Source organism: Nocardioides agri, assembly GCF_013778305.1.
Classification (GTDB): Bacteria; Actinomycetota; Actinomycetes; order Propionibacteriales; family Nocardioidaceae; genus Nocardioides; species Nocardioides agri.
This window is the reverse complement of sequence record NZ_JACEIC010000002.1, coordinates 2,153,496-2,174,576: the sequence shown is the minus strand read 5'-3', so window position 1 is coordinate 2,174,576 and position 21,081 is coordinate 2,153,496. Positions and strand designations below refer to the sequence as shown.

General features: G+C 72.4%; 19 protein-coding genes. 11 read left to right on the top strand and 8 right to left on the bottom strand.

Translation table 11 applies throughout. The features are described from left to right. Positions 1-17 precede the first annotated feature (17 nt). A complete protein-coding gene (locus tag HZF07_RS15060) occupies positions 18-1,583 on the top strand; it encodes a helicase HerA-like domain-containing protein (RefSeq protein WP_157342744.1) in 1,566 nt (521 codons plus the stop codon). 59 nt (positions 1,584-1,642) lie between these two features. Here HZF07_RS15060 and HZF07_RS15055 read toward each other — a convergent pair whose 3' ends face one another. The 3 genes from HZF07_RS15055 to HZF07_RS15045 form a co-directional block, all read right to left on the bottom strand. After that, entirely contained in the window at positions 1,643-2,620 is a 978-nt protein-coding gene (locus HZF07_RS15055) for a hypothetical protein (RefSeq protein WP_157342742.1), read from the bottom strand. 161 nt (positions 2,621-2,781) lie between these two features. Then, positions 2,782-3,867: an inositol-3-phosphate synthase gene (locus tag HZF07_RS15050; RefSeq protein ID WP_157342741.1), complete on the bottom strand. Its 1,086-nt coding sequence runs from the start codon at positions 3,865-3,867 to the stop codon at positions 2,782-2,784. Positions 3,868-3,885: 18 nt separating this feature from the next. Next, positions 3,886-4,494: a PadR family transcriptional regulator gene (locus HZF07_RS15045; RefSeq protein WP_181645229.1), complete on the bottom strand. Its 609-nt coding sequence runs from the start codon at positions 4,492-4,494 to the stop codon at positions 3,886-3,888. Between the two features lie 250 nt (positions 4,495-4,744). Here HZF07_RS15045 and HZF07_RS15040 point away from each other — a divergent pair, with 250 nt between their 5' ends. Together HZF07_RS15040 and HZF07_RS15035 are read left to right on the top strand one after the other, a co-directional pair. Continuing rightward, positions 4,745-7,075: a transglycosylase domain-containing protein gene (locus HZF07_RS15040; protein ID WP_181645228.1), complete on the top strand. Its 2,331-nt coding sequence runs from the start codon at positions 4,745-4,747 to the stop codon at positions 7,073-7,075. 3 nt (positions 7,076-7,078) lie between these two features. Then, positions 7,079-8,527 (top strand): glycosyltransferase family 87 protein, encoded by a 1,449-nt coding sequence (locus tag HZF07_RS15035; RefSeq protein WP_157342739.1) that lies wholly within the window; start codon positions 7,079-7,081, stop codon positions 8,525-8,527. Here the strand turns inward: HZF07_RS15035 and HZF07_RS15030 are convergent. After that, positions 8,488-9,558 carry an alanine racemase gene (locus tag HZF07_RS15030; RefSeq protein WP_157342737.1) on the bottom strand — a complete coding sequence of 357 codons (1,071 nt, stop codon included), beginning with the start codon at positions 9,556-9,558 and terminating at the stop codon, positions 8,488-8,490. The genes HZF07_RS15035 and HZF07_RS15030 overlap by 40 nt on opposite strands. Continuing rightward, complete coding sequence (locus HZF07_RS15025) at positions 9,558-10,691, bottom strand: lipid II:glycine glycyltransferase FemX (RefSeq protein ID WP_181645227.1); 1,134 nt, start codon at positions 10,689-10,691, stop codon at positions 9,558-9,560. Before HZF07_RS15025 ends, HZF07_RS15030 begins: the two co-directional genes overlap by 1 nt. A 192-nt stretch (positions 10,692-10,883) precedes the next feature. On the opposite strand from HZF07_RS15025, the gene HZF07_RS15020 reads away from it, so the two are divergent. The 5 genes from HZF07_RS15020 (at position 10,884) to HZF07_RS15000 (ending at position 16,569) form a co-directional block, all read left to right on the top strand. Next, positions 10,884-11,489: a sigma-70 family RNA polymerase sigma factor gene (locus tag HZF07_RS15020; RefSeq protein WP_157342736.1), complete on the top strand. Its 606-nt coding sequence runs from the start codon at positions 10,884-10,886 to the stop codon at positions 11,487-11,489. Next, positions 11,489-11,950, top strand: coding sequence for a hypothetical protein (locus tag HZF07_RS15015; protein WP_157342735.1), 462 nt, complete (start codon positions 11,489-11,491; stop codon positions 11,948-11,950). The genes HZF07_RS15020 and HZF07_RS15015 overlap by 1 nt, the downstream gene beginning before the upstream one ends. 8 nt (positions 11,951-11,958) lie before the next feature. Continuing rightward, positions 11,959-13,707, top strand: coding sequence for a S8 family peptidase (locus tag HZF07_RS24520; protein ID WP_157342734.1), 1,749 nt, complete (start codon positions 11,959-11,961; stop codon positions 13,705-13,707). Positions 13,708-13,711: 4 nt separating this feature from the next. After that, the gene (locus HZF07_RS15005) at positions 13,712-16,168 is read left to right on the top strand and encodes a CHAT domain-containing protein (protein ID WP_157342733.1); all 2,457 of its coding nucleotides are present in this window, start codon (positions 13,712-13,714) and stop codon (positions 16,166-16,168) included. 71 nt (positions 16,169-16,239) lie between these two features. Beyond that, positions 16,240-16,569, top strand: a complete 330-nt coding sequence (locus tag HZF07_RS15000) for a hypothetical protein (protein ID WP_157342732.1) — start codon at positions 16,240-16,242, stop codon at positions 16,567-16,569. A 361-nt stretch (positions 16,570-16,930) separates the two neighbouring features. On the opposite strand, the gene HZF07_RS14995 is transcribed toward HZF07_RS15000, so the two are convergent. The 3 genes from HZF07_RS14995 to HZF07_RS14985 are packed head-to-tail and all read right to left on the bottom strand — an operon-like array spanning position 16,931 to position 19,617. Beyond that, a complete protein-coding gene (locus HZF07_RS14995) occupies positions 16,931-17,728 on the bottom strand; it encodes a deoxyribonuclease IV (protein WP_157342731.1) in 798 nt (265 codons plus the stop codon). Then, positions 17,725-18,693 carry a threonine dehydratase gene (locus tag HZF07_RS14990; protein WP_181645226.1) on the bottom strand — a complete coding sequence of 323 codons (969 nt, stop codon included), beginning with the start codon at positions 18,691-18,693 and terminating at the stop codon, positions 17,725-17,727. The genes HZF07_RS14995 and HZF07_RS14990 overlap by 4 nt, the downstream gene beginning before the upstream one ends. A gap of 9 nt (positions 18,694-18,702) precedes the next feature. Continuing rightward, positions 18,703-19,617, bottom strand: a complete 915-nt coding sequence (locus HZF07_RS14985) for a serine/threonine-protein kinase (protein WP_157342730.1) — start codon at positions 19,615-19,617, stop codon at positions 18,703-18,705. A 168-nt stretch (positions 19,618-19,785) separates the two neighbouring features. Between HZF07_RS14985 and rpsF the strand changes: the two genes are divergently transcribed. From rpsF to rpsR, 3 genes are all read left to right on the top strand, one after another. Further along, complete coding sequence (gene rpsF, locus HZF07_RS14980; RefSeq protein WP_181645225.1) at positions 19,786-20,073, top strand: 30S ribosomal protein S6; 288 nt, start codon at positions 19,786-19,788, stop codon at positions 20,071-20,073. 124 nt (positions 20,074-20,197) lie between these two features. Beyond that, entirely contained in the window at positions 20,198-20,755 is a 558-nt protein-coding gene (locus HZF07_RS14975; protein WP_157342729.1) for a single-stranded DNA-binding protein, read from the top strand. 77 nt (positions 20,756-20,832) lie between these two features. After that, positions 20,833-21,069, top strand: coding sequence for a 30S ribosomal protein S18 (gene rpsR, locus HZF07_RS14970; RefSeq protein ID WP_157342728.1), 237 nt, complete (start codon positions 20,833-20,835; stop codon positions 21,067-21,069). Positions 21,070-21,081: the final 12 nt, after the last annotated feature.

Genomic DNA, 21,081 nt, shown 5'->3' with positions numbered 1-21,081 from the left:
GCACCTACAGTCGCTCCATGGGAGCGAGTGACGCGGACCAGAAGCTGACCGACGCCGTCCGGGCCGGCTACGCCTTCGAGGGTGCCGCGCTCGAGCTGGGGGGCCTGCTGCTGGACGCCGAGCGGCTGACCGACGTGCCGGTGCGGATCCCGCTCGGCATGCTCAACCGGCACGGTCTGGTCGCCGGCGCGACCGGCACCGGCAAGACCCGGACGCTGCAGCTGCTGGTGGAGCAGCTCAGCGCGGCCGGGGTGCCGGTCTTCGCCGCCGACATCAAGGGCGACCTCTCGGGGCTCGCGCAGCCCGGCGAGGCGAACGACAAGCTGACCGCCCGGGCGACGACGCTCGGGCAGCAGTGGACGCCCACCGGGTTCCCCGTCGAGTTCTACGCGATCGGGGGGATCGGGTCGGGCCTGCCGCTGCGCGTCACGATGAGCGCGTTCGGGCCGACGTTGCTCAGCAAGGTCCTCGGGCTCAACGACACCCAGGAGTCCAGCCTGGGCCTGATCTTCCACTACGCCGACCAGGCCGGTCTGCCGCTGCTCGACCTCGCGGACCTGCGTGCGGTGGTCGCACACCTGTTGAGTGATGAGGGCAAGGCCGAGCTGAAGGCGCTCGGCGGGCTGTCCTCGGCGACGGCGGGGGTGATCCTGCGGGAGCTGATCGGGCTGGAGGACCAGGGCGGCGACACGTTCTTCGGCGAGCCGGAGTTCGAGTCGGCGGACCTGCTCCAGGTCGCGCCCGACGGCCGTGGACTGGTCTCGCTCGTCGAGCTGCCGCAGCTGCAGGACCGGCCGGCGATCTTCTCGACGTTCCTGATGTGGCTGCTCGCCGACCTCTTCCACGAGCTGCCCGAGGTCGGCGACGTCGACAAGCCCAAGCTGGTGTTCTTCTTCGACGAGGCGCACCTGCTCTTCGCCGACGCCTCCGACGCGTTCCTCGACCAGGTGGCCCAGACCGTGCGGCTGATCAGGTCCAAGGGTGTCGGCGTCTTCTTCGTGACGCAGAGCCCGACCGACGTACCGGATGCGGTGCTCGCCCAGCTCGGATCGCGGGTCCAGCACCAACTGCGGGCGCACACGCCCAACGACGCCAAGGCGCTCAAGGCCACGGTCGCGACGTACCCGACGAGCGGGTACGCCGACCTGGGCGAGGTGATCACCAGCCTCGGCATCGGCGAGGCGATCGTGACGGTGATGAACGAGCGTGGCGCGCCCACCCCGGTCGCCTGGACCCGCCTGCGCGCCCCGGAGTCGCGGATGGATCCCTGCGACCCCGACCTCGTCACGGCCGCCGGCGCCGCGAGTCCGCGGGCGGCGAAGTACGCGGCGGCGCTCGACCGCGAGTCGGCCCGCGAGATCCTCGCCGCCCGTCTCGAGCAGGGTGCGGCCAAGCAGGCGCAGGAGGCGCCGACCGACCCCGCGAAGCGGCACATCCCGGTCCCGAAGGCACCCCGCCCGAAGGCGCCGAAGCACGAGGACAGCGTCGTGGAGCAGGTCGTGAAGTCGTCGGCGTTCAAGGACTTCGTGCGCACCGCCACCCGGGAGATCGCCCGCGGGGTGTTCAAGACGGGTCGCCGCTGAATTTCTCGTCGAGTGACGCGAGCGCGCCCTTCGGCGAGCCCTCCGAGGGCCGGTTGACGTCACTCGACGGGGGTGAGGGGCCACGCAGCGGGACCGACCACCCACCGGCGCTCCAGGTGTACGGCGCGTGCTGCCGCGTGCTGCATCCGACGGACCACGCGCCACGGGTCGCGGAGGTCGCGACCGACGACCTCGACGTACTCGAGCCCGACATCGCGGAGGTCCGCCTCCCGCGCGATGTCGGCGGCGTGCTGGTCGAGGTCGCGGTGACCTGCGCCGGCGTACTCGCCCACCACGCCGCGTTCGGGGTCGAGGAGGTCGGGGGTCGCGATGAATCGGCCGTCGACGTCGTAGACGGGTCGGTTGACGAGCGGCCGGCTCCACTTGGCGTCGTGCTCCCAGATCAGGGCGAACCGGTGCTCCTGCGGCGAGCGGCAGTCCTCGTGCGCCATCTCGATCGCCTCCTTCACGAGGCGCACGTCGCGATACCAGCGGCGCGTGGCTGCGTAGAGACGCATGCGACCGACCGAGGTGAGCCTGGCCGCGCACGCCGACCCGACGGCGACCGCCATCTCGCGCAGCTCGCCGATGCGCTGCATCTCGTCGTACAGCGCGCGCTCGGGTCGCGTGCATCGCATGCCGTTGAGGACCACGACCTCGTCGTCGGGGATGACGTCTCGCACCACGGCGGTGTGCTCGTCCGAGGCCAGGCGCTCGCCGTTGGCGGCGATGGGCACCGGGAGTGGGGTCCGACCGTCGCGTGCCAAGCCGTCGAAGAAGTTGGCGCGCTGGAGTCGGAGGGATGCCCACCCGGTGAGCACGGCTCGCGGCCCGGCCCGCGCGTGGGACTCGACGATCCGCTGCTCCACGGTCGCGCCGTCGACGGTGGCCGGCACGAACAGCCCCGGTGACGTCCGGCGCCACCGCGGGCCGCGCGACTGCTTCGCCGTGGGGCCGTCCCGGCCGGTCGGGTCGATCCGGACGGGGACGACCAGGGGCGGCACGGGCGGCGAGATGGGATCCCAGCGATGCGGCATGCGCCACGCCTGCCCCGCCGGCGGCTGTGGACTAACCAGGCCTCGTCGTACCTGTGGATGGGTCCGTCGAGTGACGCGAAACGGCCCCCAGAGCAGTGCTCCAGGGGCCGTTCCACGTCACTCGACGGTCTCCGCGGCAGCGGAGGCACATCAGCTGCAGGTCACTCCTCGCCGCGGATGAAGGCCTCCACGCGGCGGCGGCCCTCGTCGTCGGGGAGCTGGACCGGCGGGGACTTCATCAGGTACGACGATGCCGAGATGATCGGGCCGCCGATGCCGCGGTCCTTGGCGATCTTGGCGGCGCGGATCGCGTCGATGATGATGCCGGCGGAGTTCGGGGAGTCCCAGACCTCGAGCTTGTACTCGAGGTTGAGCGGGACGTCACCGAAGGCGCGACCCTCGAGGCGGACGTAGGCCCACTTGCGGTCGTCGAGCCAGGCGACGTAGTCGGACGGGCCGATGTGCACGTTCTTGTCGTAGACCTTGCCGGCCAGGTCGCCGGTGAGGTTCGAGGTGACGGCCTGGGTCTTGGAGACCTTCTTGGACTCCAGGCGCTCGCGCTCGAGCATGTTCTTGAAGTCCATGTTGCCGCCGACGTTGAGCTGGTAGGTGCGGTCCAGCGTCACGCCGCGGTCCTCGAAGAGGCGGGCCATCACCCGGTGGGTGATCGTGGCGCCGACCTGCGACTTGATGTCGTCGCCGACGATCGGGACGCCGGCGTCCTCGAACTTCTTGGCCCAGACCGGGTCGGAGGCGATGAAGACGGGGAGCGCGTTGACGAAGGCCACGCCGGCGTCGATCGCGCACTGCGCGTAGAACTTGTCGGCCTCCTCGGAGCCCACCGGCAGGTAGGAGACGAGGACGTCGGCCTGGGTGTCCTTGAGGATCTGGACGATGTCGACCGGCTCGGCGGCCGACTCCTCGATGGTCTCGCGGTAGTACTTGCCGAGGCCGTCGAGGGTGTGGCCGCGCTGCACGTCGATGCCGAGGGTCGGCACGTCGCAGATCTTGATGGTGTTGTTCTCGGAGGCGTTGATCGCCTCGGAGAGGTCCTTGCCGACCTTCTTGTCGTCGACGTCGAACGCCGCCACGAACTGCACGTCGGAGACGTGGTAGTCCCCGAAGGTGACGTGCATCAGGCCCGGGACGGTGCCCGAGGGGTCGGCGTCCTTGTAGTACTGAACACCCTGGATCAGGGAGGTGGCGCAGTTGCCCACTCCCACGATTGCTACTCGTACCGAACCCATCGGGGTTTCCTTTCCTGGTTACAGCTTCTGATCGGCCGCGGGGGCGGCGGGGGGTTGCTTGTCTGGCACGGCCGTGGTGACCGAGTTGCGCTCGGCGTTGATCAGCTCGGAGAGCCACCGGACCTCACGCTCGACCGACTCGACGCCGTGGCGCTGGAGCTCGGCCGCGTAGCGGTCGACCTCCTTCTGGGTCATCGCCAGCTGGGTCTGGACCCGGTCGAGCCGCTCCTGGAGACGGGTACGCCGGCCCTCGAGCACGCGCAGCCGGATCTCCATGTCGGTGGAGGAGAAGAACGCGAAGCGGATGTCGAAGTTGTCGTCCTCCCACGCAGTGGGCCCGACCTCCGACATCAGGCGCTGGAACTCCCGGTTCCCGGCCTCGGTGACCTGGTAGGTGATGCGCGGTCGCTTCGACACCGGGGTGCCCGGCGTCTTCGTGCTCATCGTCTCCTCGATGAGGTTGGCGCGGAGCATCTTCTTCAGCGTCGGGTAGAGCGAGCCGTAGGAGAGCACCCGACCCCAGCCGAGCATCAGGTTGAGCCGCTTGCGCAGCTCGTAGCCGTGCATGGGTCCCTCGTGCAGCAGTCCCAGGACTGCCAGCTCGATGGTCTCTGCTCGACGTGCCACAGACCTATCGTAGCGATATATCCGCGCGTTGCGAACGGGGGACCTGTTGCGGGTTTCCATCGGGTCCCCCGGCTGAGACCTCGGTCACGACCGAGGGGCTCTCCCCACGGGACCGTATCGTCGTGATAACGGGGTCCCCGTGCGCCGTCTTGGGTGGGCGTGGCGGGCCCCCGTACCCTGTCGAACGATCTCGGTCCGGTCTGTCTTCCCCGGTCCGGCCCCCGTCCCCGACCAGCGGAGCGCATCGACCGTGAGTGGCAAGCGCCGCGCCCCCGGCGCGGCAACCAAGAGCAAGGCCGGGCCGAAGCGACCCCTCACGCGCAAGCAGAGGCTGCGCAAGGTCGGCAAGTGGTTCCTGATCGTCTGCCTGGTCGGCGTGCTCGTCGTGGTCGGCGCGTTCGTCTACCTCTACCAGTCGACCGAGATCCCGAACGCCAACACCGAGTTCGAGACCGAGACCTCCTACGTCTACTACGCCGACGGCAAGACGGAGGTCGGCAGCTACGCGACGCAGAACCGCGAGTCCATCCCGATCGAGGACATGCCCGAGGACCTCCAGAACGCGGTCGTCGCGGCGGAGAACCGCGGCTTCTGGAGCGACAAGGGCATCGACCCCAAGGGCATCGTGCGCGCGGCGTTCAGCAACGCCTCCGGCAACTCACAGCAGGGCGCGTCCACGATCACCCAGCAGTACGTGAAGATCCTCTACCTGACGCAGGAGCGCTCCTACCAGCGCAAGCTGAAGGAGGCGATCCTCTCGCTGAAGCTGCAGCGCACCACCAGCAAGACCGAGATCCTCGAGGGCTACCTCAACACCATCTACTTCGGTCGCGGCGCGTACGGCGTCCAGGCCGCGGCGGAGGCGTTCTTCAACAAGGACGCCAAGGACCTGACGCTTCGCGAGTCGGCCGTGCTCGCCAGCGTGCTCAACAACCCCTCGCGCTTCGACCCGGCCAACGGCCGTGAGTCCCGCCAGGCGCTCAAGGAGCGCTACGACTACGTCCTCAGCGGGATGGCCAAGGCCGACAACATCACCGCCGACCAGGCCGCCAAGGCCGAGCGCCGGCTGCCGAAGTTCCCGAAGATCGCGGCGCAGAGCCGGTACGCCGGCCAGAAGGGTCACATGCTGGCGATGGTGCGCGACGAGCTGCACCGGCTCGGCTTCGACGACGACCAGATCGACGGCGGCGGCCTGCGCGTGACCACGACGTTCACGCAGAAGGCGATGGCCGCGGCCGAGGAGGGCGTGAAGGAGCAGCGTCCCGAGGGCTTCGGCGACAAGGAGCTGCACGTCGCCGTCGCCTCCGTCGAGCCCGGCACCGGCGCGCTCCGCGGCTTCTTCGGCGGCCAGGACTACCTCCAGTCCCAGATCAACTGGGCCGTCACCGGCGGCCAGGTCGGCTCGACGTTCAAGCCGTTCGCCGTCGCCGCCGGCCTGAAGGAGGGCTACGCCCTCAAGGACACCTTCGAGGGCAACTCGCCGTTCTACTACAGCGAGGACGGCACCGGCCCGAAGGTCGAGAACGAGGGCTCGGGCGACGGCAACGACTACGGCTCCGCCGTCACCCTCCTCCACGGCCTCGAGGAGTCCATCAACACGGTCTTCGCCGACCTGACCGTCTCGATGCCCGACGGTCCCGACAAGATCTTGAAGACCGCCGAGGACCTGGGCATCCCCAACTGGGACCGCGACCAGGGCGGCTACAACAACATCGACAACAGCCCCGGTCTCGAGCCGGTGGCGGGCATCGCCCTCGGTTCGGCGACGATCGCACCGGTCAACATGGCCAACGCCTACGCCAGCATCGCCAACGGCGGCCGCGCCGCCCAGCTGCACGTCGTCGAGAAGGTCGTCAGCAAGGACGGCGAGCAGCTCTACGGCCACAAGGACCGCAACACTCGCGCGGTCTCCGAGGACATCGCCGCGGACACGTCGTACGCCATGCAGCAGGTCGTCCAGTCCGGCACCGGCACGGCGGCGCTCAATCTCGGCCGCCCGGCCGCCGGCAAGACCGGCACCGCGACCGCCTCCTCGCCCGACCCGGCCATCGACGACTACGTCTCCTCGGCCTGGTTCGTCGGGTTCACCCCGCAGCTCGCGACCGCGGTCATGTACGTGCGCGGCAAGGGCCAGGGCCAGCTCGACGGCTGGCTGCCGGAGTACTACGGCGGCTCCTATCCCGCCCGCACCTGGACCGACGTGATGGGCCGGGCCCTCGAGGGCACCGAGGTCGAGGACTTCCCCGAGCCGGCCCTGCTCGACGGCGACGCCCCGGAGGACGGCCACGCGCCGGCTCCGCCGCCGCCGACCAACAAGCCGAAGCCGTCGAAGAAGCCGTCGAAGACGCCCGAGACCGAGTCGGCCACGCCCACGCCGACGCCCACCCCGACGGCTCCGGTGACGCCGGTGCCGACGCCCACCCCCACCGACCCGTGCGGGGTGCTGGGCTGCCCGACCACCCCGCCGCCGGCCACGCCCACCCCGCCGGCCGAGACCCCGCCACCCCCGGCCCCCACCCCGTCCGCGACGCCGGGACAGGCGGCGACGACACCCACGCCGCGCCGCGTGCGCCTGGGCTGAGGCATGACGTCGGTGGGGAAGCGCGCCTGGGTGGACCCCACCGACGACGACCCTGTGGTCCGCGGCCTGAGTGAGGGCGTCGGCGGCCCGATCGGCACCCGGGCGGGTCGGCATCCCTGGTGGACGCCGGTCCGGGTCGTGCTGGCGCTGACCGCCGTCTGCCTGGCGCTCGGCATGCTCCAGAAGAGCACCTGCTACGACCAGACCTGGCAGAACGGGCAGAGCCGCTACAGCCAGATGTGCTACTCCGACCTGCCCTACCTCTACACGGGGCGCGGGTTCGCCGAGCTCGCCTGGCCCTACTCCGGCGACCCCGACGTCCGCAGCCGGTTCGAGGTCATGGAGTACCCCGTCGGCATCTCCTACTGGGCCTGGGGAACGGCCACCGTCACGCACTGGCTCAACGGGTCACCGGACCTCGAGGAGCGCCGGTCGCAGCCCGCCGAGGACGTCGCCGGTCGGCCGGACGTCCACCGCGAGATGCGCATCTTCGTCATCGTCAACGCGCTCGGGTTCGCCGTCCTGGCGCTGCTCACCACCTGGCTGCTCGCCGGCGTGAACCCGCGCCGCCCCTGGGACGCCGCGCTCTTCGCGCTGTCCCCGGCGCTGCTGCTGACCGGGCTCGTGAACTGGGACCTGCTCGCCGTCGCGCTGGTCGCCGGTGTGCTGTGGGCGTGGGCGCGGGACCGGCCGGTGCTGACGGGCGTGCTGATCGGCCTCGGCACCGCCACCAAGCTCTACCCGCTCTTCCTGCTGGGCGGGGTGCTGGTCATCTGCCTGCGCCAGCGGCGCCTGCGCGAGCTCGGGCTGGTGGTCGCCGGCACGGTCGGCGCGTGGGTGGTCGCGAACCTGCCCGCGCTCGCCACCGGCGCGGAGCAGTGGAAGGTCTTCTGGCACTTCAACTCCGACCGGGGTGCCGACCTGGGCTCGATCTGGCTGGTCGTCCAGCAGGCCAGGGACACGGTGCCGAGCCCGTTCGCCTTCGACCCGCACACGATCAACCTCGGGTCGTGGGTCTTCTTCGGAGCGTGGTGCCTCGGCGTCGCCGCGCTCGGCCTGACCTCGCCGGCGACGCCCCGACTCGCGCAGCTCGGCTTCCTGGTGGTCGCCGGCTTCCTGCTGATCAACAAGGTCTACTCGCCGCAGTACGTGCTGTGGCTGCTGCCGCTCGCGGCCCTGGCCCGGCCCCGCTGGCGCGACATCCTCCTCTGGCAGGCCGGCGAGGTGCTCTACTTCGCCGCGGTCTGGTGGTACCTCGGCGGCTACCTCGCGCCCGCCGCGGGCGGCGACGCCGGCTTCTACTGGGCCGCGGTGCTCGCCCGGATGGCCGCGGAGCTCTACCTCGTCGGCATGGTCGTCCGCGACCTCTGGTCGCCCCGGCACGACGTGGTGCGGCAGAGCGAGCTGGAGCGTCAGCTGACGACGACGCGGTCGAACGCCGTCGCGGTGTAGCGCACCCGCACGTCGACCACGTCACCGACCGACGGCACCCGCGCGCCGTGCGGCAGGAACAGCATCGAGGCCTGCATGTGCGGCGGCTCGGCGAACAGCCGCTGCTTGCCGTCGATCGAGAACGGCGAGCGCACGAAGCCGGCCGCGTCGAGACCGCCACGGGCCAGCGTCGCCGCCCGGCCCTTGAGGCTCGCGTCGCCGAGTGGCGCCTCCAGGCCGATGCCGTGGGCGGTGCCGCCGCTCACGACGAGCACGTGCCCGGCCTTGGGCGCGGTGCGGTGGCGGTAGCCGAAGCCGTCGCCCCGCTCGACGGCGTGCACGTCGAGGACGGTCGCGGTCACCCGCAGCGCACCCCGGTCGCCGAGCCAGAGGTCGGTGCCGATCCGCGGGCGGAACGTGAAGTCGGGGTACGACGCCCGCAGTGCTGCGAGCTCGGCGGTCGTCAGGTGGCTGACCCACACGGTGTCGAGCGGCAGCTCGGTCGCGACGACCTCGGTCATCAGCCGGTGCACCTCGGACACGTGCGCCCCGGTGCCCAGGGGGAGGTGCATCGCGACGCCCGCCACCCGCGCCCGGGGGTGCGCGGTCACGACCTCGGCGGTGGCCCACAACTCGCGCGCGGTCATGCCGTGGCGCAGCATGCTGGTGGACCGCTCGAGCACGACCCGCGCGTCCGGCTGGCGGCCGAGCAGGTCGCTGAGGTCCTCGAGCCGGCTGACGGTGTGCACGACGCGCCGCGCCAGTCCGGCGTCGACCTCCAGCGCCGCGCCGAACGGGCGCCACGGGGTGAGCACCAGCAGGTCGCCGTCGTAGCGGCTCGCGACCTCGGGCAGCTCCTCGTAGGTGCCGACGGCCACCGTGTCGACGCCCAGCCCGTTGTCCTTCAGCCACTGGGCCTTGCGGGCGAGGCGGCCGAGCGTGAACCCGTAGCCGTTGCCCTTCGCCACGGGCACCAGGCCGGGGGTGGCGGCGGCGAGCGCGCGCAGGTGGCTGCGCCAGCGGTCGCCGTCCACCGCGAGGGTGAGACTCATCAACGCCTCCGCATGTAGACGTCGAAGGCCTTGTAGAGCGGCTTGTTGAGCGGCAGGTCCCACTCGCCGGCGTACTCGACGGCCTCGCCGCCGGTGCCGACCTTGAACTGGATCAGCCCGAGGTGCGGGTCGTCCTCGGAGAGCGTGTCGGTGATGCCGCGCAGGTCGTAGACGTCCGCGCCGGCGGCGATCGCGTCGCGGATCATCGCCCACTGCACGGCGTTGGACCCGCGCACCTCGCGCTTCTCGGTGGAGGAGGCGCCGTAGGAGTACCACGCGTGACCGCCGACGCGGATCGCGATCGTCGCGGCGACCAGCGTCCCCTCGTGCCGCGCGGCGTAGAGCCGGATCCGGTCGGGCTCCTCGGCGCCGAGCGCCTCGACCATCGTGCGGAAGTAGGAGAGCGGTCGCGGGGTGAAGTGGTCGCGCTCCGCGGTGTGCACGTAGAGGTCGTGGAACGACTTGAGCTCCGGCTCGATCGCCGGGCCGTCGTAGGACGCGACCTCGACGCCCTCCTTGGTGGCCTTCTTGATGTTGCGGCGCCACAGCTGGTTCATGCCGGCGAGCACCTCGTCCTCGGTGCGGCCGGCGAGCGGCACCTGGAACACGTACTGCGGCTGGCCGGCGGCGAACCCGCCCTCGACCGCCTGCGGCCGCCAGCCCAGCTCGCGCAGCTGGGCGACCACCCGGGCGCCGGCGTGGCTGCGCTCGGTGGGCACCAGGTCGCCGAGCCGGCGTACGGCGGGGTCGGCGATGCCGGCCTTGACCGTCGCGGCGTCCCAGCGGCGGGTCACGACCGGCGGACCCATCCGGACGCCGAAGGCGCCCTGCCCCTTGAGGTAGTCCGCCATCGGTCGCAGCCAGACGGCGAGGTCGTCGGCCTCCCAGTCGAGGACCGGACCCTCGGGCAGGTAGGCGAGGTAGCGCTTCACCCTGGGCAGCTGGCGGTAGAGCACCAGGCCGGCGCCGACGAGCTCGGCGTCGCGGAACCAGCCCAGGGACTCGTGCCGCCACTCCGACTTCACCGCACCCCAGGCAGGGGTCTGCAGGAAGCTCGCGGATCGGCGTCCGCGCAGCCAGGAGAGGTGCTCGGCCGGCGTGATCGCGCGGACCGTGAGGTGGGCTGGTGGCACCGCTCGAGGCTATCGGACAGGGTGCACCCGGCGGTCCTCACCCGGTCCGGGCGAGGACCGCCGGGTGGCGCTCGGAAGAAGATGTGAGGAACCTGGTATCAGGAAACGGCCCACACACTCCTCATAGGCGTGATCCTGATCGAGACAAGCTGCGGCGGAGCCCGCGGCACGGGAGAGGGAGCGACGCGGCGCATGCCCAGCCGTCAGACCGGCGTCGAGCCGGACGAGCCGCCGGCACGGACGAACGAGCCGTGGGCGCAGGCGACGGCCGCGTTCAACCGCTGGGTCGCCGGTGACCCCGCCGGCCTCGACGACCTCGTCGCCGTCATGACCCCCGTCCTCTGGCACGTCGTCCGCGCGTACCGCCTCTCGGAGACCGCCGCCGAGGACGTCATCCAGAACACCTGGCTGGCGCTCGTCCGCCGCCGGTCCGCCATCCTCGACCCGGTCGCCGTCGGTGGCTGGCTCACCACGACCGCCCGTCGCGAGGCGTGGCGGACGTCCGGATCGACGGCGGCGACCCCCGTCGAGGACGACGACCTGGCGCTCGCCCTTCCGCGGCAGGGCTCCGCGGAGGACGCTGTGGTGCAGCACGACGAGGGCGACCGCCTCTGGGCCGCCGTCGACGGGCTGCCCGAGCGGTGCCGCCGCCTGCTGCGGGTCGTCGCGTTCGAGAACCGACCCGACTACCGCGAGCTCGCGACCGAGCTCGGGATGCCCGTCGGCAGCATCGGACCCACCCGCGGCCGCTGCCTCGCCAAGTTGCGGGTCGCCCTGATCGAGGCTGGAGGAATCTGATGAGCGAGCTGAGCAGGGACGCCCTCCTGGAGATCGTGCGCGACGTGTGGGAGCGGCACGACCCCGTGCCGGAGCACCTCGTCGCGGCCATGCAGGCCGCTGCCGCACTGGCCGACTCCGACCTCGACCTCGAGCTGATGGAGCTCGTCGAGCGCTCGACCGAGCTGGTCGGCGCGCGCGGCTCCACGTCGTACACGCTGCGCTTCGTGCACGGCGACACCGACCTCCTCCTGCGCATCGCCGTCGACAACGGGCGCTCCCGGGTCGACGGCTGGATCGTGCCGCCGGAGCCGATGACGATCCGGGCGCTTCCGGGCGAGCGCCCCGACACCCACGAGGCAGTGGTGAGCGAATCGGGACGGTTCGCGCTGACCGACCTGCCGATCGGGGTGCTGCGGCTGCGGCTCGAGCCGCACGACACCGCACGCCCGGCCTTCGCCACTCCCGCCTTCGAGATCTGAGGAATCCCGTGGACCCCGAGAAGCCACAGCGCCCCGCTCGACCCACCCGCAAGCCGCTCGACCGCGACCCGCGGCCGCCGCACCACACCACGATCGCCGCTGCCCAGGGCCGGCTCCTCGACCCCGCGACCGCCCTGATGGTCGACGGCGTCATCCCGCGCCCGACGGCGTACGTCGGGCCACGCCTGCTCGTCTCCAAGGCCGTCGACGTCGAGGGCGCGATCCGCGTGCTGCGCTACGTCGCCGAGCCGCTCGGGTGGGACGTGGTCCGCGAGGAGGAGGACCCGCGCACCGTCGACCTGAAGTTCGGCTACGTGCCGCTGCGACTCGTCGTCGCCTCGAGACGCGCGACGATCGCCCCCGACGCGTGGACGCTGCTGCAGCAGACCCGCGCCCAGTTCGGCGTCGACGCCGTCACCGGCGTCAGCCTCGACCACCTGGTGCTCCCGTCGATCAGTGGCAACCCGATGCACGAGGGGTCGCCGATGCACGACGGCTCCCCGATGCACGACGGCAGTCCCATGCATGACGGGTCCCCGATGCACGACGGCAGTCCCATGCATGACGGGTCCCCGATGCACGACGGCAGTCCCATGCATGACGGGTCCCCGATGCACGACGGCAGTCCCATGCATGACGGGTCGCCGATGCATGACGGGTCCCCGATGCACGACGGCAGCCCGGTCCAGGACGCGCGCAGCTCCCGGGCCGTCATGTCCTACCTCCAGATCGGGTGGGGCGGACGGCAGCCGGTCGCCTACGTCGGGTCCCCGCCGGTCCGCCGACGCGACCACGAGATCACCGGCCGCCGGCCGGTCGTCGCCGTCCTCGACACCGGCTGCGGGTCGCACCCGTGGCTCGACGGCATCGTCAAGAAGCGCGTCACGCTGGACGGCCGACCGATCGGCTACTCCGACGCCACCTCGGTCTCGCCGGAGGACGACGGCGACCAGCAGGGCCCGATGGACGGCTCCATCGACCCGATCTCCGGTCACGGCACCTTCATCGCCGGGCTGATCCGGCAGCGGTGCCCCGACGCCGACATCGTCTCGTGGCGGGTGATGCCCTCCGACGGCCCGATCGTCGAGTCCGACCTCGTCGCGACGCTCGCCCAGATCGCCGAGGTGGCCCGTCGTCACCGCGCCGGGGAGCCGGGCGGCCACCCGATCGACGTGCTCAGCCTCTCGATGGGCTATTACCACGAGACACCGGAGGACGCCCTCTTCGACCCGACGATGTACGCGATCCTGGAGGAGATGATGGCCAACGGCGTCGTGGTCGTCGCCTCGGCGGGCAACGACGCGACGAGCCGGCCCGCCTTCCCCGCCGGGTTCGCCCGGTGGCGCGACGACGAGGGCCCGATCGCGTTCGACCCGACGGTGGCGCCGATCATCTCCGTCGGCGCACTCAACCCCAACGGCACCGACGCGCTCTTCAGCAACGCCGGTCCCTGGGTCCGCGCCTACGCACCGGGCGCCGCGGTGCTCAGCACCATGCCGGCGTTCCGCGGCGGCTACGAGCCGGTCGCGCGGACCCGCGCCTACGACCGGGTACGGGAGGCGATCGACCCCGACGACTTCCGCGGCGGCTTCGCCGTCTGGACCGGTACGTCGTTCAGCGCGCCTGTCCTCGCGGGCGACGTCGCCGCAGCCCTCGTCGGCGCTCTCGAGCCGGCCGGTCAGCCGGTCGACGCGGCCACCGCGATCGACACGGCCTGGACCGCTGTGTCCAAGTGCACGGAGTTGGCGCGATCATGAGCCCGTGACCTCGGCACTGGACCTGCACGCCCGGGGCGTCCGGGCGATGAACCGCGGTCGCCACCGAGAGGCGCTGCGCCTGTTCGAGCAGGCCCGTGACGAGGTGGCCCGCGAGGGTGCCGTCGGCTCCGACCTCGACGCGCGCATCTGCGCGAGCCTCGCCTACGTGCTCTCCGAGACCGGCGAGCACGACGCGGCGATGGCGGTCTACCGCGAGGCTCTCGCGAACCCGTCGGTCGCCGACCACACCCGCGGCGTGCTGCACTCCCAGCTCGGTCTCATCCTGATGCTGCGCGGCGAGACGGCTCGGGCGCTCGCCGAGCTCGAGGCGGCGATCCCGCTCGTCGACGACCGGGGCGTCTACGCGCGGATCCACCTCAACCGGGGGAACGTGCACCTCCAGCGGCGCCAGCTGCCGCAGGCCCTCGCCGACTTCGAGACGTCGGTCGCGGCGTACCGCGGGGTCGGTGACGAGTACGGCGCCGCGAAGGCCGTGCACAACTTCGGGTACACCCACTTCCTCGCCGGTGACCTCGTGGCCGCGCTGCAGCGGCTCGACGAGGCGTACCCGACGTTCGAGGCCGAGGGTCCCGTGATGACCGCGATGGCCGACCAGGACCGGGCCGAGGTGCTGATGGCCGCCGGCCTCCACGAGCAGGGCGCCGCGGCCCTCGCCGCCTCCGCGGACGCCTACGGGCGGCGCCGGCTCTACCAGCGCCGCGGCGAGGCCGAGCTCGCGCTGGCCCGCAGCTTCGTGCTCACCGAGCCCGGCCGCGCCAAGGCTGCGGCGCGCGACGCGCTGCGCCGGTTCCGGCGCACCGGCGCCCGCGCGTGGGAGGTGCGCGCGGAGGCGACGCTGCTCAGCGCCGAGGTGGAGGGCGGCGGCACCGGCCCCTCGCTCGTGCGCCGGGGCGTCGGGCTGGCCGAGGAGCTGGCCGGCCAGGGCCTGAGGTGGGAGGCGGCCGCGGCGCGCCTCGACGCGGCGCGGGTCGCGATCCGCCGCGGTGACCTCGACAGCGCACGAGAGCTGTTGAGCGCCGTCGGCGCGAGCGCGAAGGCGCCGATCGTGGTGCGCCTGCTCGACCGGGACGCCCGGGCCGAGCTCGCCGCGGCCTCCGGTCGCCGCGCCACCGCGCTCAGGCACCTGCGCGCGGGGCTCGACGACCTGCACGGGTGGCAGAGCTCGTTCGGCTCCCTCGACCTGCAGACCGGGGTGGTCGGGCACGGCACCCGGCTCGGCGTCCGCGGCCTCGCGCTCGCCGTCGAGACGGACCGGGCCGACGTGCTGTTCGAGTGGTCCGAGCGCGCCAGGATGCTGGCCAGCCGGGTGCAGCCCGTGCGTGCCCCGGAGGACGAGCAGATCGCGGCCGACCTGGCCGAGCTGCGCGAGATGGCCGCCGAGGAGCGCAGAGACCCCGCCCGCGAGGCCGAGCTCCGGCAGCGGGTGCGCGAGCGGGCCTGGCAGCGGCAGGGCTCCGGTGAGGTCGCCGACCCGGTGCGGCTGCCCGAGCTGACCGCAGCGCTGGACGCCGAGACCGCACTGGTCGCCTACGTCGTCACCGCGACGGCCGCCGTGGCGCTGGTCGTCACCGCCGACACGACGACCTGGGTCGACCTCGGCCACCGCGACGAGCTGGACTCCCTGCTCGACGGGCTCATCCCCGACCTCGACATGGCCGCCACCGACCTGCCGGACGCGATGGGCGCCTTCGTCCGCGCGGAGCTCGCGCAACGGCTGGAGGGCCTGGCGTCCGTGCTCGTCGCCCCCGTGCTCGACGCCGTCGGCGACCGTCGGGCGGTGCTCACGCCGTCCGGCGTGCTGGCGGGAGTGCCTTGGACGCTGCTGCCGGGGTTCGTCGGCCGGCCGATCACGGTCGCCCAGTCCGCGACCGCGTGGCTGGCGCGACGGACGACCCCGCTGCGCACCGCGCGTGCCGGCTTCGTCGCCGGGCCGCGGGTCGCCCGCGCGGAGGACGAGGTGCGGGCCGCCGCGAAGGAGTGGGCGGAGGCCGCCGTGCACGCGGGGGAGGACGCGACCGCCGCCGCGGTCTCCGCGCTGGCCGAGGCCGTCGACGTGCTGCACGTCGCCGCGCACGGCCGGCACAGTGCCGAGAACGCGATGTTCGCCGGTGTCCAGCTCGTCGACGGCCCGTGGTTCGGCTACGACATCGACCGGCTCCGGCACGTCCCCGACGTCGTGCTGCTCTCGGCCTGCGAGGTCGGCCGCTCGACGGTGCGGTCGGGCGAGGAGCTGATCGGGATGACCACCGCCTGGCTGCACGCGGGCGCCCGGTGCGTGATCGCGTCGCCCGCGGCGATCAACGACCGGGCGGCGTACGACGTGCTCGTCGCCGTCCACCAGCGCCTCGCCGCCGGGCTCGACCCGGCCGCAGCGCTGGCGGAGTCGGTGCCGGCCGCGACGGCCGGCAGCGCCCCCGTCCCGCTCGTCTGCTTCGGCTGAGCCGGTATCAGGGCGGCGACGTCCTGCTCCTGAACCGCGTCAGGGGAACCGCTCTACCCGAGGAGCCACCGATGACGATGGTCAGCACTCCCGCACCCGTTCGACCGACGCGCAGGACCACCGTGCACGTCGTCCACGACCCGCACCCCGGCCTCCGGCTGTCGGTGCCCGCCGGCTGCAGGCTGGCGGTGAAGTTCCGCCGCCGCGGGCTGGGTCTGAGCCGGTGGCAGGTGCTCGAGCGCCCCGGGTCCCTGCTGCCGCTCGAGGAGGGTCCGCACGACTTCCTGTTCCTGGTCTTCGACGCCGGCGAGGCCGACGAGGTGCCGCTGCGGCTGGTGCGCCGGCGCGTGGACCGCTCCGGCGCCGGCGAGGTGCGCGACCTCACGATCCGGGTCGTCTAGCCCGAGGCCCGTCGGCGTTTCATCAAGGGATGAGGCCGAACCGGCACTTTCCACGCCGAGCTCGCCCGGGGAACCGCGGTTTCATCAAGGGATGAGGCCGACCCGGCGCCTTCCACGCCGGGCTCGCCCGGGGAACCGCGGTTTCATCAAGGGATGAGGCCGAACGGGCGCTTTCCACGCCGGGCTCGCCCGGGGAACCGCGGTTCCATCAAGGGATGAGGCCGAACGGGCGCTTTCCACGCCGAGCTCGCCCGGGGAACCGCCGTTCCATCAAGGGATGACGGCGAACCGGCGCCTTCCACGCCGAGCTCGCCCGGGGAACCGCCGTTCCATCAAGGGATGAGGGCGAACCGGCAAGCCCCTACAGCCGCTCGGCCAGCCAGCCGGCGTCGGCGGTGTGCTCGGCGGCCCCGCCCGGAGTCTCCAGGACGACCGGGGCGCCCGCGTCGCGGACGACGGCCGCGAGCAGGTCGGGGTCGACCTTGCCGGCGCCGAGGTTGGCGTGCCGATCGGCGCCGGAGTCGAACGCGTCGCGGCTGTCGTTGCAGTGCACGAGGTCGATCCGGCCGGTGATCCTAAGGACGTCGTCGACCACGGTCTCGAGCGGGTTGCCGCCCGCGTGGGCGTGGCAGGTGTCGAGGCAGAAGCCGACGAGGTCGAACTGCTCGGTCGTCGAGATCGCGTCGAAGACGCGGCCGATCCGGTCGAGGTAGCGGGTCATCGCGTTGTCGCCGCCGGCGGTGTTCTCGATCAGCAGTGGCAGCTTGAGGTCGACCGCTTCGACGGCCTTGCGCCAGTTGTCGAAGCCCTTGGCCGGGTCGTCGTCCTTGTTGACGTGACCGCCGTGCACGATCAGACCCCGGGCGCCGATCGAGGCGGCCGCGTCGACGTGCTGCTGCAGCAGCTTGCGGCTCGGGATCCGGATCCGGTTGTTGGTGGTGGCGACGTTGACGATGTAGGGCGCGTGCACGTAGAGCCCGATGCCCGCCGCCTCGGCGTCCGCCTTCAGGCCCTCGGCGCCTCCGGCGTACCGGAACTCCGGGCCCTTGTAGCCCTGCGGGTCGCCGAGGAAGAACTGCACGTGGGACATGCCGCGCGCCTGCGCCTCGGCGATCGGGTCGGACTGGTCGACGTGGGCTCCGATGGCGAGGGCGGTCATGGCTCCACGGTAGAACGGCCCGCGGACAGCGCCCGCGCCAGCACCTCGAAGTCCGCGTTGCCGCCGGTCTGGATGACCGCCACCCGCTTGCCGGCCACCGCGTCGCGCTCCGCCAGGAGCCCGGCCAGCGCCAGCGACCCGGCGGGCTCGGGGAGGTTGTGGGTGCTCCGGTAGGCCAGCGCCATCGCCCCCTCGGCCTGCTCCTCGCTCACCCGCACGATGCGGGCGGCGCCGGCCACGATGAGCCGGACCGCCTCCGGGTCGGGGGTCCGGCAGGCGACGCCGTCGACGAACGTGTCGGCGCTCGGCGTCGACACCGGCTCGCCGGCCACGAAGGACAGCGCGTACGCCGGAGCGCGCTCGGCCACCACCCCGACGACCTCCGTGCCGGCGCCGAGGAGGTCGCGGACCGCGATGTTGGCGCAGATGCCGCTGCCCATCCCGACCGGGACGTAGACGACGTCGAGGCCGGGCACCTGCTCGTGGAGCTCCGCAGCGTAGGTCGCCACGCCCTCGACCAGCCACGGGTGGAAGGGCGGCACCAGCATCAGGCCGCGCTCCTCCGCCAGCGCGACCGCGTGCTCGAGCGCGGCCTGGAAGTCGGCGCCGTGGACCACGAGCTCGGCGCCGAACGCCTCGGTGGCGGCGTTCTTGTCGGGCGAGTTGCCCTCCGGCACCACGATCGTCACGGGCAGACCGTGCCGGGCGCCGGCGAAGGCCAGGCTCTGGCTGTGGTTGCCGCGGCTGGCCGAGATCAGCCCGGGCGACCCGCCCGCCTCGACCGTGCGGGCCGCGAGGTTGAGCCCGCCGCGGACCTTGAAGGCGCCGGTGGGGTTGTGGTTCTCGTGCTTGACCCAGGTCTCGGTGCCGGTCGCGCGCTCCAGCAGCGGCCAGCGACGGGCGGGCGTCGGTGGCACGTCCGCGGCGATGCGGCCGCGAGCGGCTGCGAGCGAGTCGGCGTCCACGAGGCCACGCTAGTGAGCGGTGGCAAGCAGGTACGCCGCCAGCGCGACCACCACGACCACCAGCGCCGCCACGAGCGCGACGGCGGCCCGGTCGCGCCCACGCGCCGGGGTCGGCTCGCCGAGACGGTCGGGCACCCACGGCCAGGGTCCGTCGCCAGGCACGTCGAGGCGGCGCAGCCGCTCGAGCGCCGCGGCAGCGGACGGCGTCCGGACGGCCGGGTCGGAATGGGTCATCGCGCCGAGCAGGGGCCGCAGCGGCCCCTCCGGCACGAGCGACGGGTGCCCGACGCGCGGTGGCCGGCCGGTGAGCAGCTGCACGGCGACCACGCCGGCGGCGTACACGTCCTGTCGCGGGTCCGGCGCCGCCCCGCCGACCTGCTCGGGTGCCATGTAGCCGTCGGTGCCGATCGCGGCCGGGCCGCGCGTCAGCCGCACGTCCTCGACGGGCACGGCCACCCCGAAGTCGCCGAGCCGCAGGAAGGGCGCACCGTCGCCGGTCGGCTCGAGCAGCAGGTTGGCCGGCTTCACGTCCCGGTGCACGACCCCGGCGGCGTGCACGGCCGCGAGGGCCTGGAGCAGCTGGTCGAGCAGGAGCACGGCGTACGACGTGGGCAGCGGACCGGTCTCGGCGAGCAGGTCGTCGAGCGACCCGCCGCGCACGAGGTCCATGCCGAGCACCACCCGGTGGTCGTCGGCCGCCCAGCCGGTGGGGGCCAGCACGTGCGGGTGCCGGATCCGCAGCGACTGCTCGCGCACGAAGCGCAGGAGCATCGCGCTGTCGTGGGCGCCGAGCACCTTGGCGGCGACCGTCTCCCCGGTGCGCAGGTCGGTGGCCCGCCAGACCGAGCCCATGGCGCCGCTGCCGATCCGGTCCAGGAGCTGGTAGCGGCCGGCGAGCGGGAGCGGCGGTGCGGGCGAGGTCATCAGGGTCCTCCTACCCGCTCGCGCGGTTTTCCTCACCGCCGGTGCCCGCTGCTAGCCTTGAGCGTTCCCTGGCCGACCCACCGACGGGTCGTGTGCGGGGACATACGCAAAGCCCTCCTGCCACGGAGAGTCCGTGGCCGTCTCAGTCCAGAGGAGGTGGAGACCGCTGTGCGTGCCTACGAAGTGATGGTCATCCTCGACCCCAGCATCGAAGAGCGGACCGTCGAGGGGTCCCTCGACAAGTACCTGAACGTCGTCCGCAAGGACGGCGGCACCGTCGAGTCCGTCGACGTGTGGGGCCGGCGTCGCCTGGCCTACGAGGTCAAGAAGAACGCCGAGGGCATCTACGCCGTCATCACGCTGAACGCCGAGCCGGCCACGGTCAAGGAGCTCGACCGCCAGCTCACCCTCAACGAGTCGATCCTCCGCACGAAGGTGCTGCGCGCCGCGCAGTGACCCCTCGTCCTCCGGGACGCTGTGGAGAAACGCTTCCGTGTGTCGGTGCTAGACGCAACGATGTGCGGGCGTGGTCGCACGACCACTGACCGACTCTGATCAGAACAACGCTCGAGGAGACCTCATGGCAGGCGAGACCGTCATCACGGTGGTCGGCAACCTCGTCGACGACCCGGAGCTGCGCTTCACCCCCGCGGGGGCGGCCGTGGCCAACTTCCGGATCGCGTCGACGCCGCGCACCTTCGACCGCCAGACCAACGAGTGGAAGGACGGCGACGCGCTGTTCCTCTCCTGCTCGGTGTGGCGGCAGGCCGCGGAGAACGTTGCCGAGTCCCTGCAGCGCGGCATGCGCGTGATCGTGCAGGGCCGCCTGAAGCAGCGCTCCTACGAGACCCGCGAGGGCGAGAAGCGCACCGTCGTGGAGCTCGAGGTCGACGAGGTCGGCCCCGCGCTGGCCTTCGCGACCGCCAAGGTCACCCGCGCGTCCCGCTCGGGCGGCGGCGGTGGCTACTCCGGCGGCGGGCAGGGCGGTCAGCCCCGCCCGCAGTCCGGCGGCGGCGGTGGCAACGACCCGTGGGCGACGCCCGCTCCCCAGCAGGGCGGAGGCGGGGGCGGCCAGTCCGCTCCGGCCAACGACCCGTGGGGCGCTCCGGGCGCCGGCTCCGACGAGCCCCCGTTCTGATCCACCCATCCGAACACCCTCAACCATTCCGGGCCAGTAACCAGTCTGGGCCGGGCTTCTAGAAAGGAAGCACCACAATGGCCAAGGCAGTGATTCGCAAGCCGAAGAAGAAGGTTTGCCAGTTCTGCAAGGAGAAGGCGACCGGCGTCGACTACAAGGACGCCACGCTGCTCCGCAAGTTCATCTCCGACCGCGGCAAGATCCGTGCGCGTCGCGTGACCGGCAACTGCGTCCAGCACCAGCGCGACGTGGCCATCGCCGTCAAGAACGCGCGCGAGCTCGCGCTGCTGCCCTACACCTCGACCGGTCGCTGAAAGGAGTCCAGG

Coding starts and splice junctions, on each gene's coding strand:
- HZF07_RS15060 (WP_157342744.1), top strand. CDS start 18: ATGGGAGCGAGTGACGCGGACCAGAAGCTGACCGACGCCGTCCGGGCC.
- HZF07_RS15055 (WP_157342742.1), bottom strand. CDS start 2,620: ATGCCGCATCGCTGGGATCCCATCTCGCCGCCCGTGCCGCCCCTGGTC.
- HZF07_RS15050 (WP_157342741.1), bottom strand. CDS start 3,867: ATGGGTTCGGTACGAGTAGCAATCGTGGGAGTGGGCAACTGCGCCACC.
- HZF07_RS15035 (WP_157342739.1), top strand. CDS start 7,079: ATGACGTCGGTGGGGAAGCGCGCCTGGGTGGACCCCACCGACGACGAC.
- HZF07_RS15030 (WP_157342737.1), bottom strand. CDS start 9,558: ATGAGTCTCACCCTCGCGGTGGACGGCGACCGCTGGCGCAGCCACCTG.
- HZF07_RS15020 (WP_157342736.1), top strand. CDS start 10,884: ATGCCCAGCCGTCAGACCGGCGTCGAGCCGGACGAGCCGCCGGCACGG.
- HZF07_RS15015 (WP_157342735.1), top strand. CDS start 11,489: ATGAGCGAGCTGAGCAGGGACGCCCTCCTGGAGATCGTGCGCGACGTG.
- HZF07_RS15000 (WP_157342732.1), top strand. CDS start 16,240: ATGACGATGGTCAGCACTCCCGCACCCGTTCGACCGACGCGCAGGACC.
- HZF07_RS14995 (WP_157342731.1), bottom strand. CDS start 17,728: ATGACCGCCCTCGCCATCGGAGCCCACGTCGACCAGTCCGACCCGATC.
- HZF07_RS14985 (WP_157342730.1), bottom strand. CDS start 19,617: ATGACCTCGCCCGCACCGCCGCTCCCGCTCGCCGGCCGCTACCAGCTC.
- HZF07_RS14975 (WP_157342729.1), top strand. CDS start 20,198: ATGGCAGGCGAGACCGTCATCACGGTGGTCGGCAACCTCGTCGACGAC.
- rpsR (WP_157342728.1), top strand. CDS start 20,833: ATGGCCAAGGCAGTGATTCGCAAGCCGAAGAAGAAGGTTTGCCAGTTC.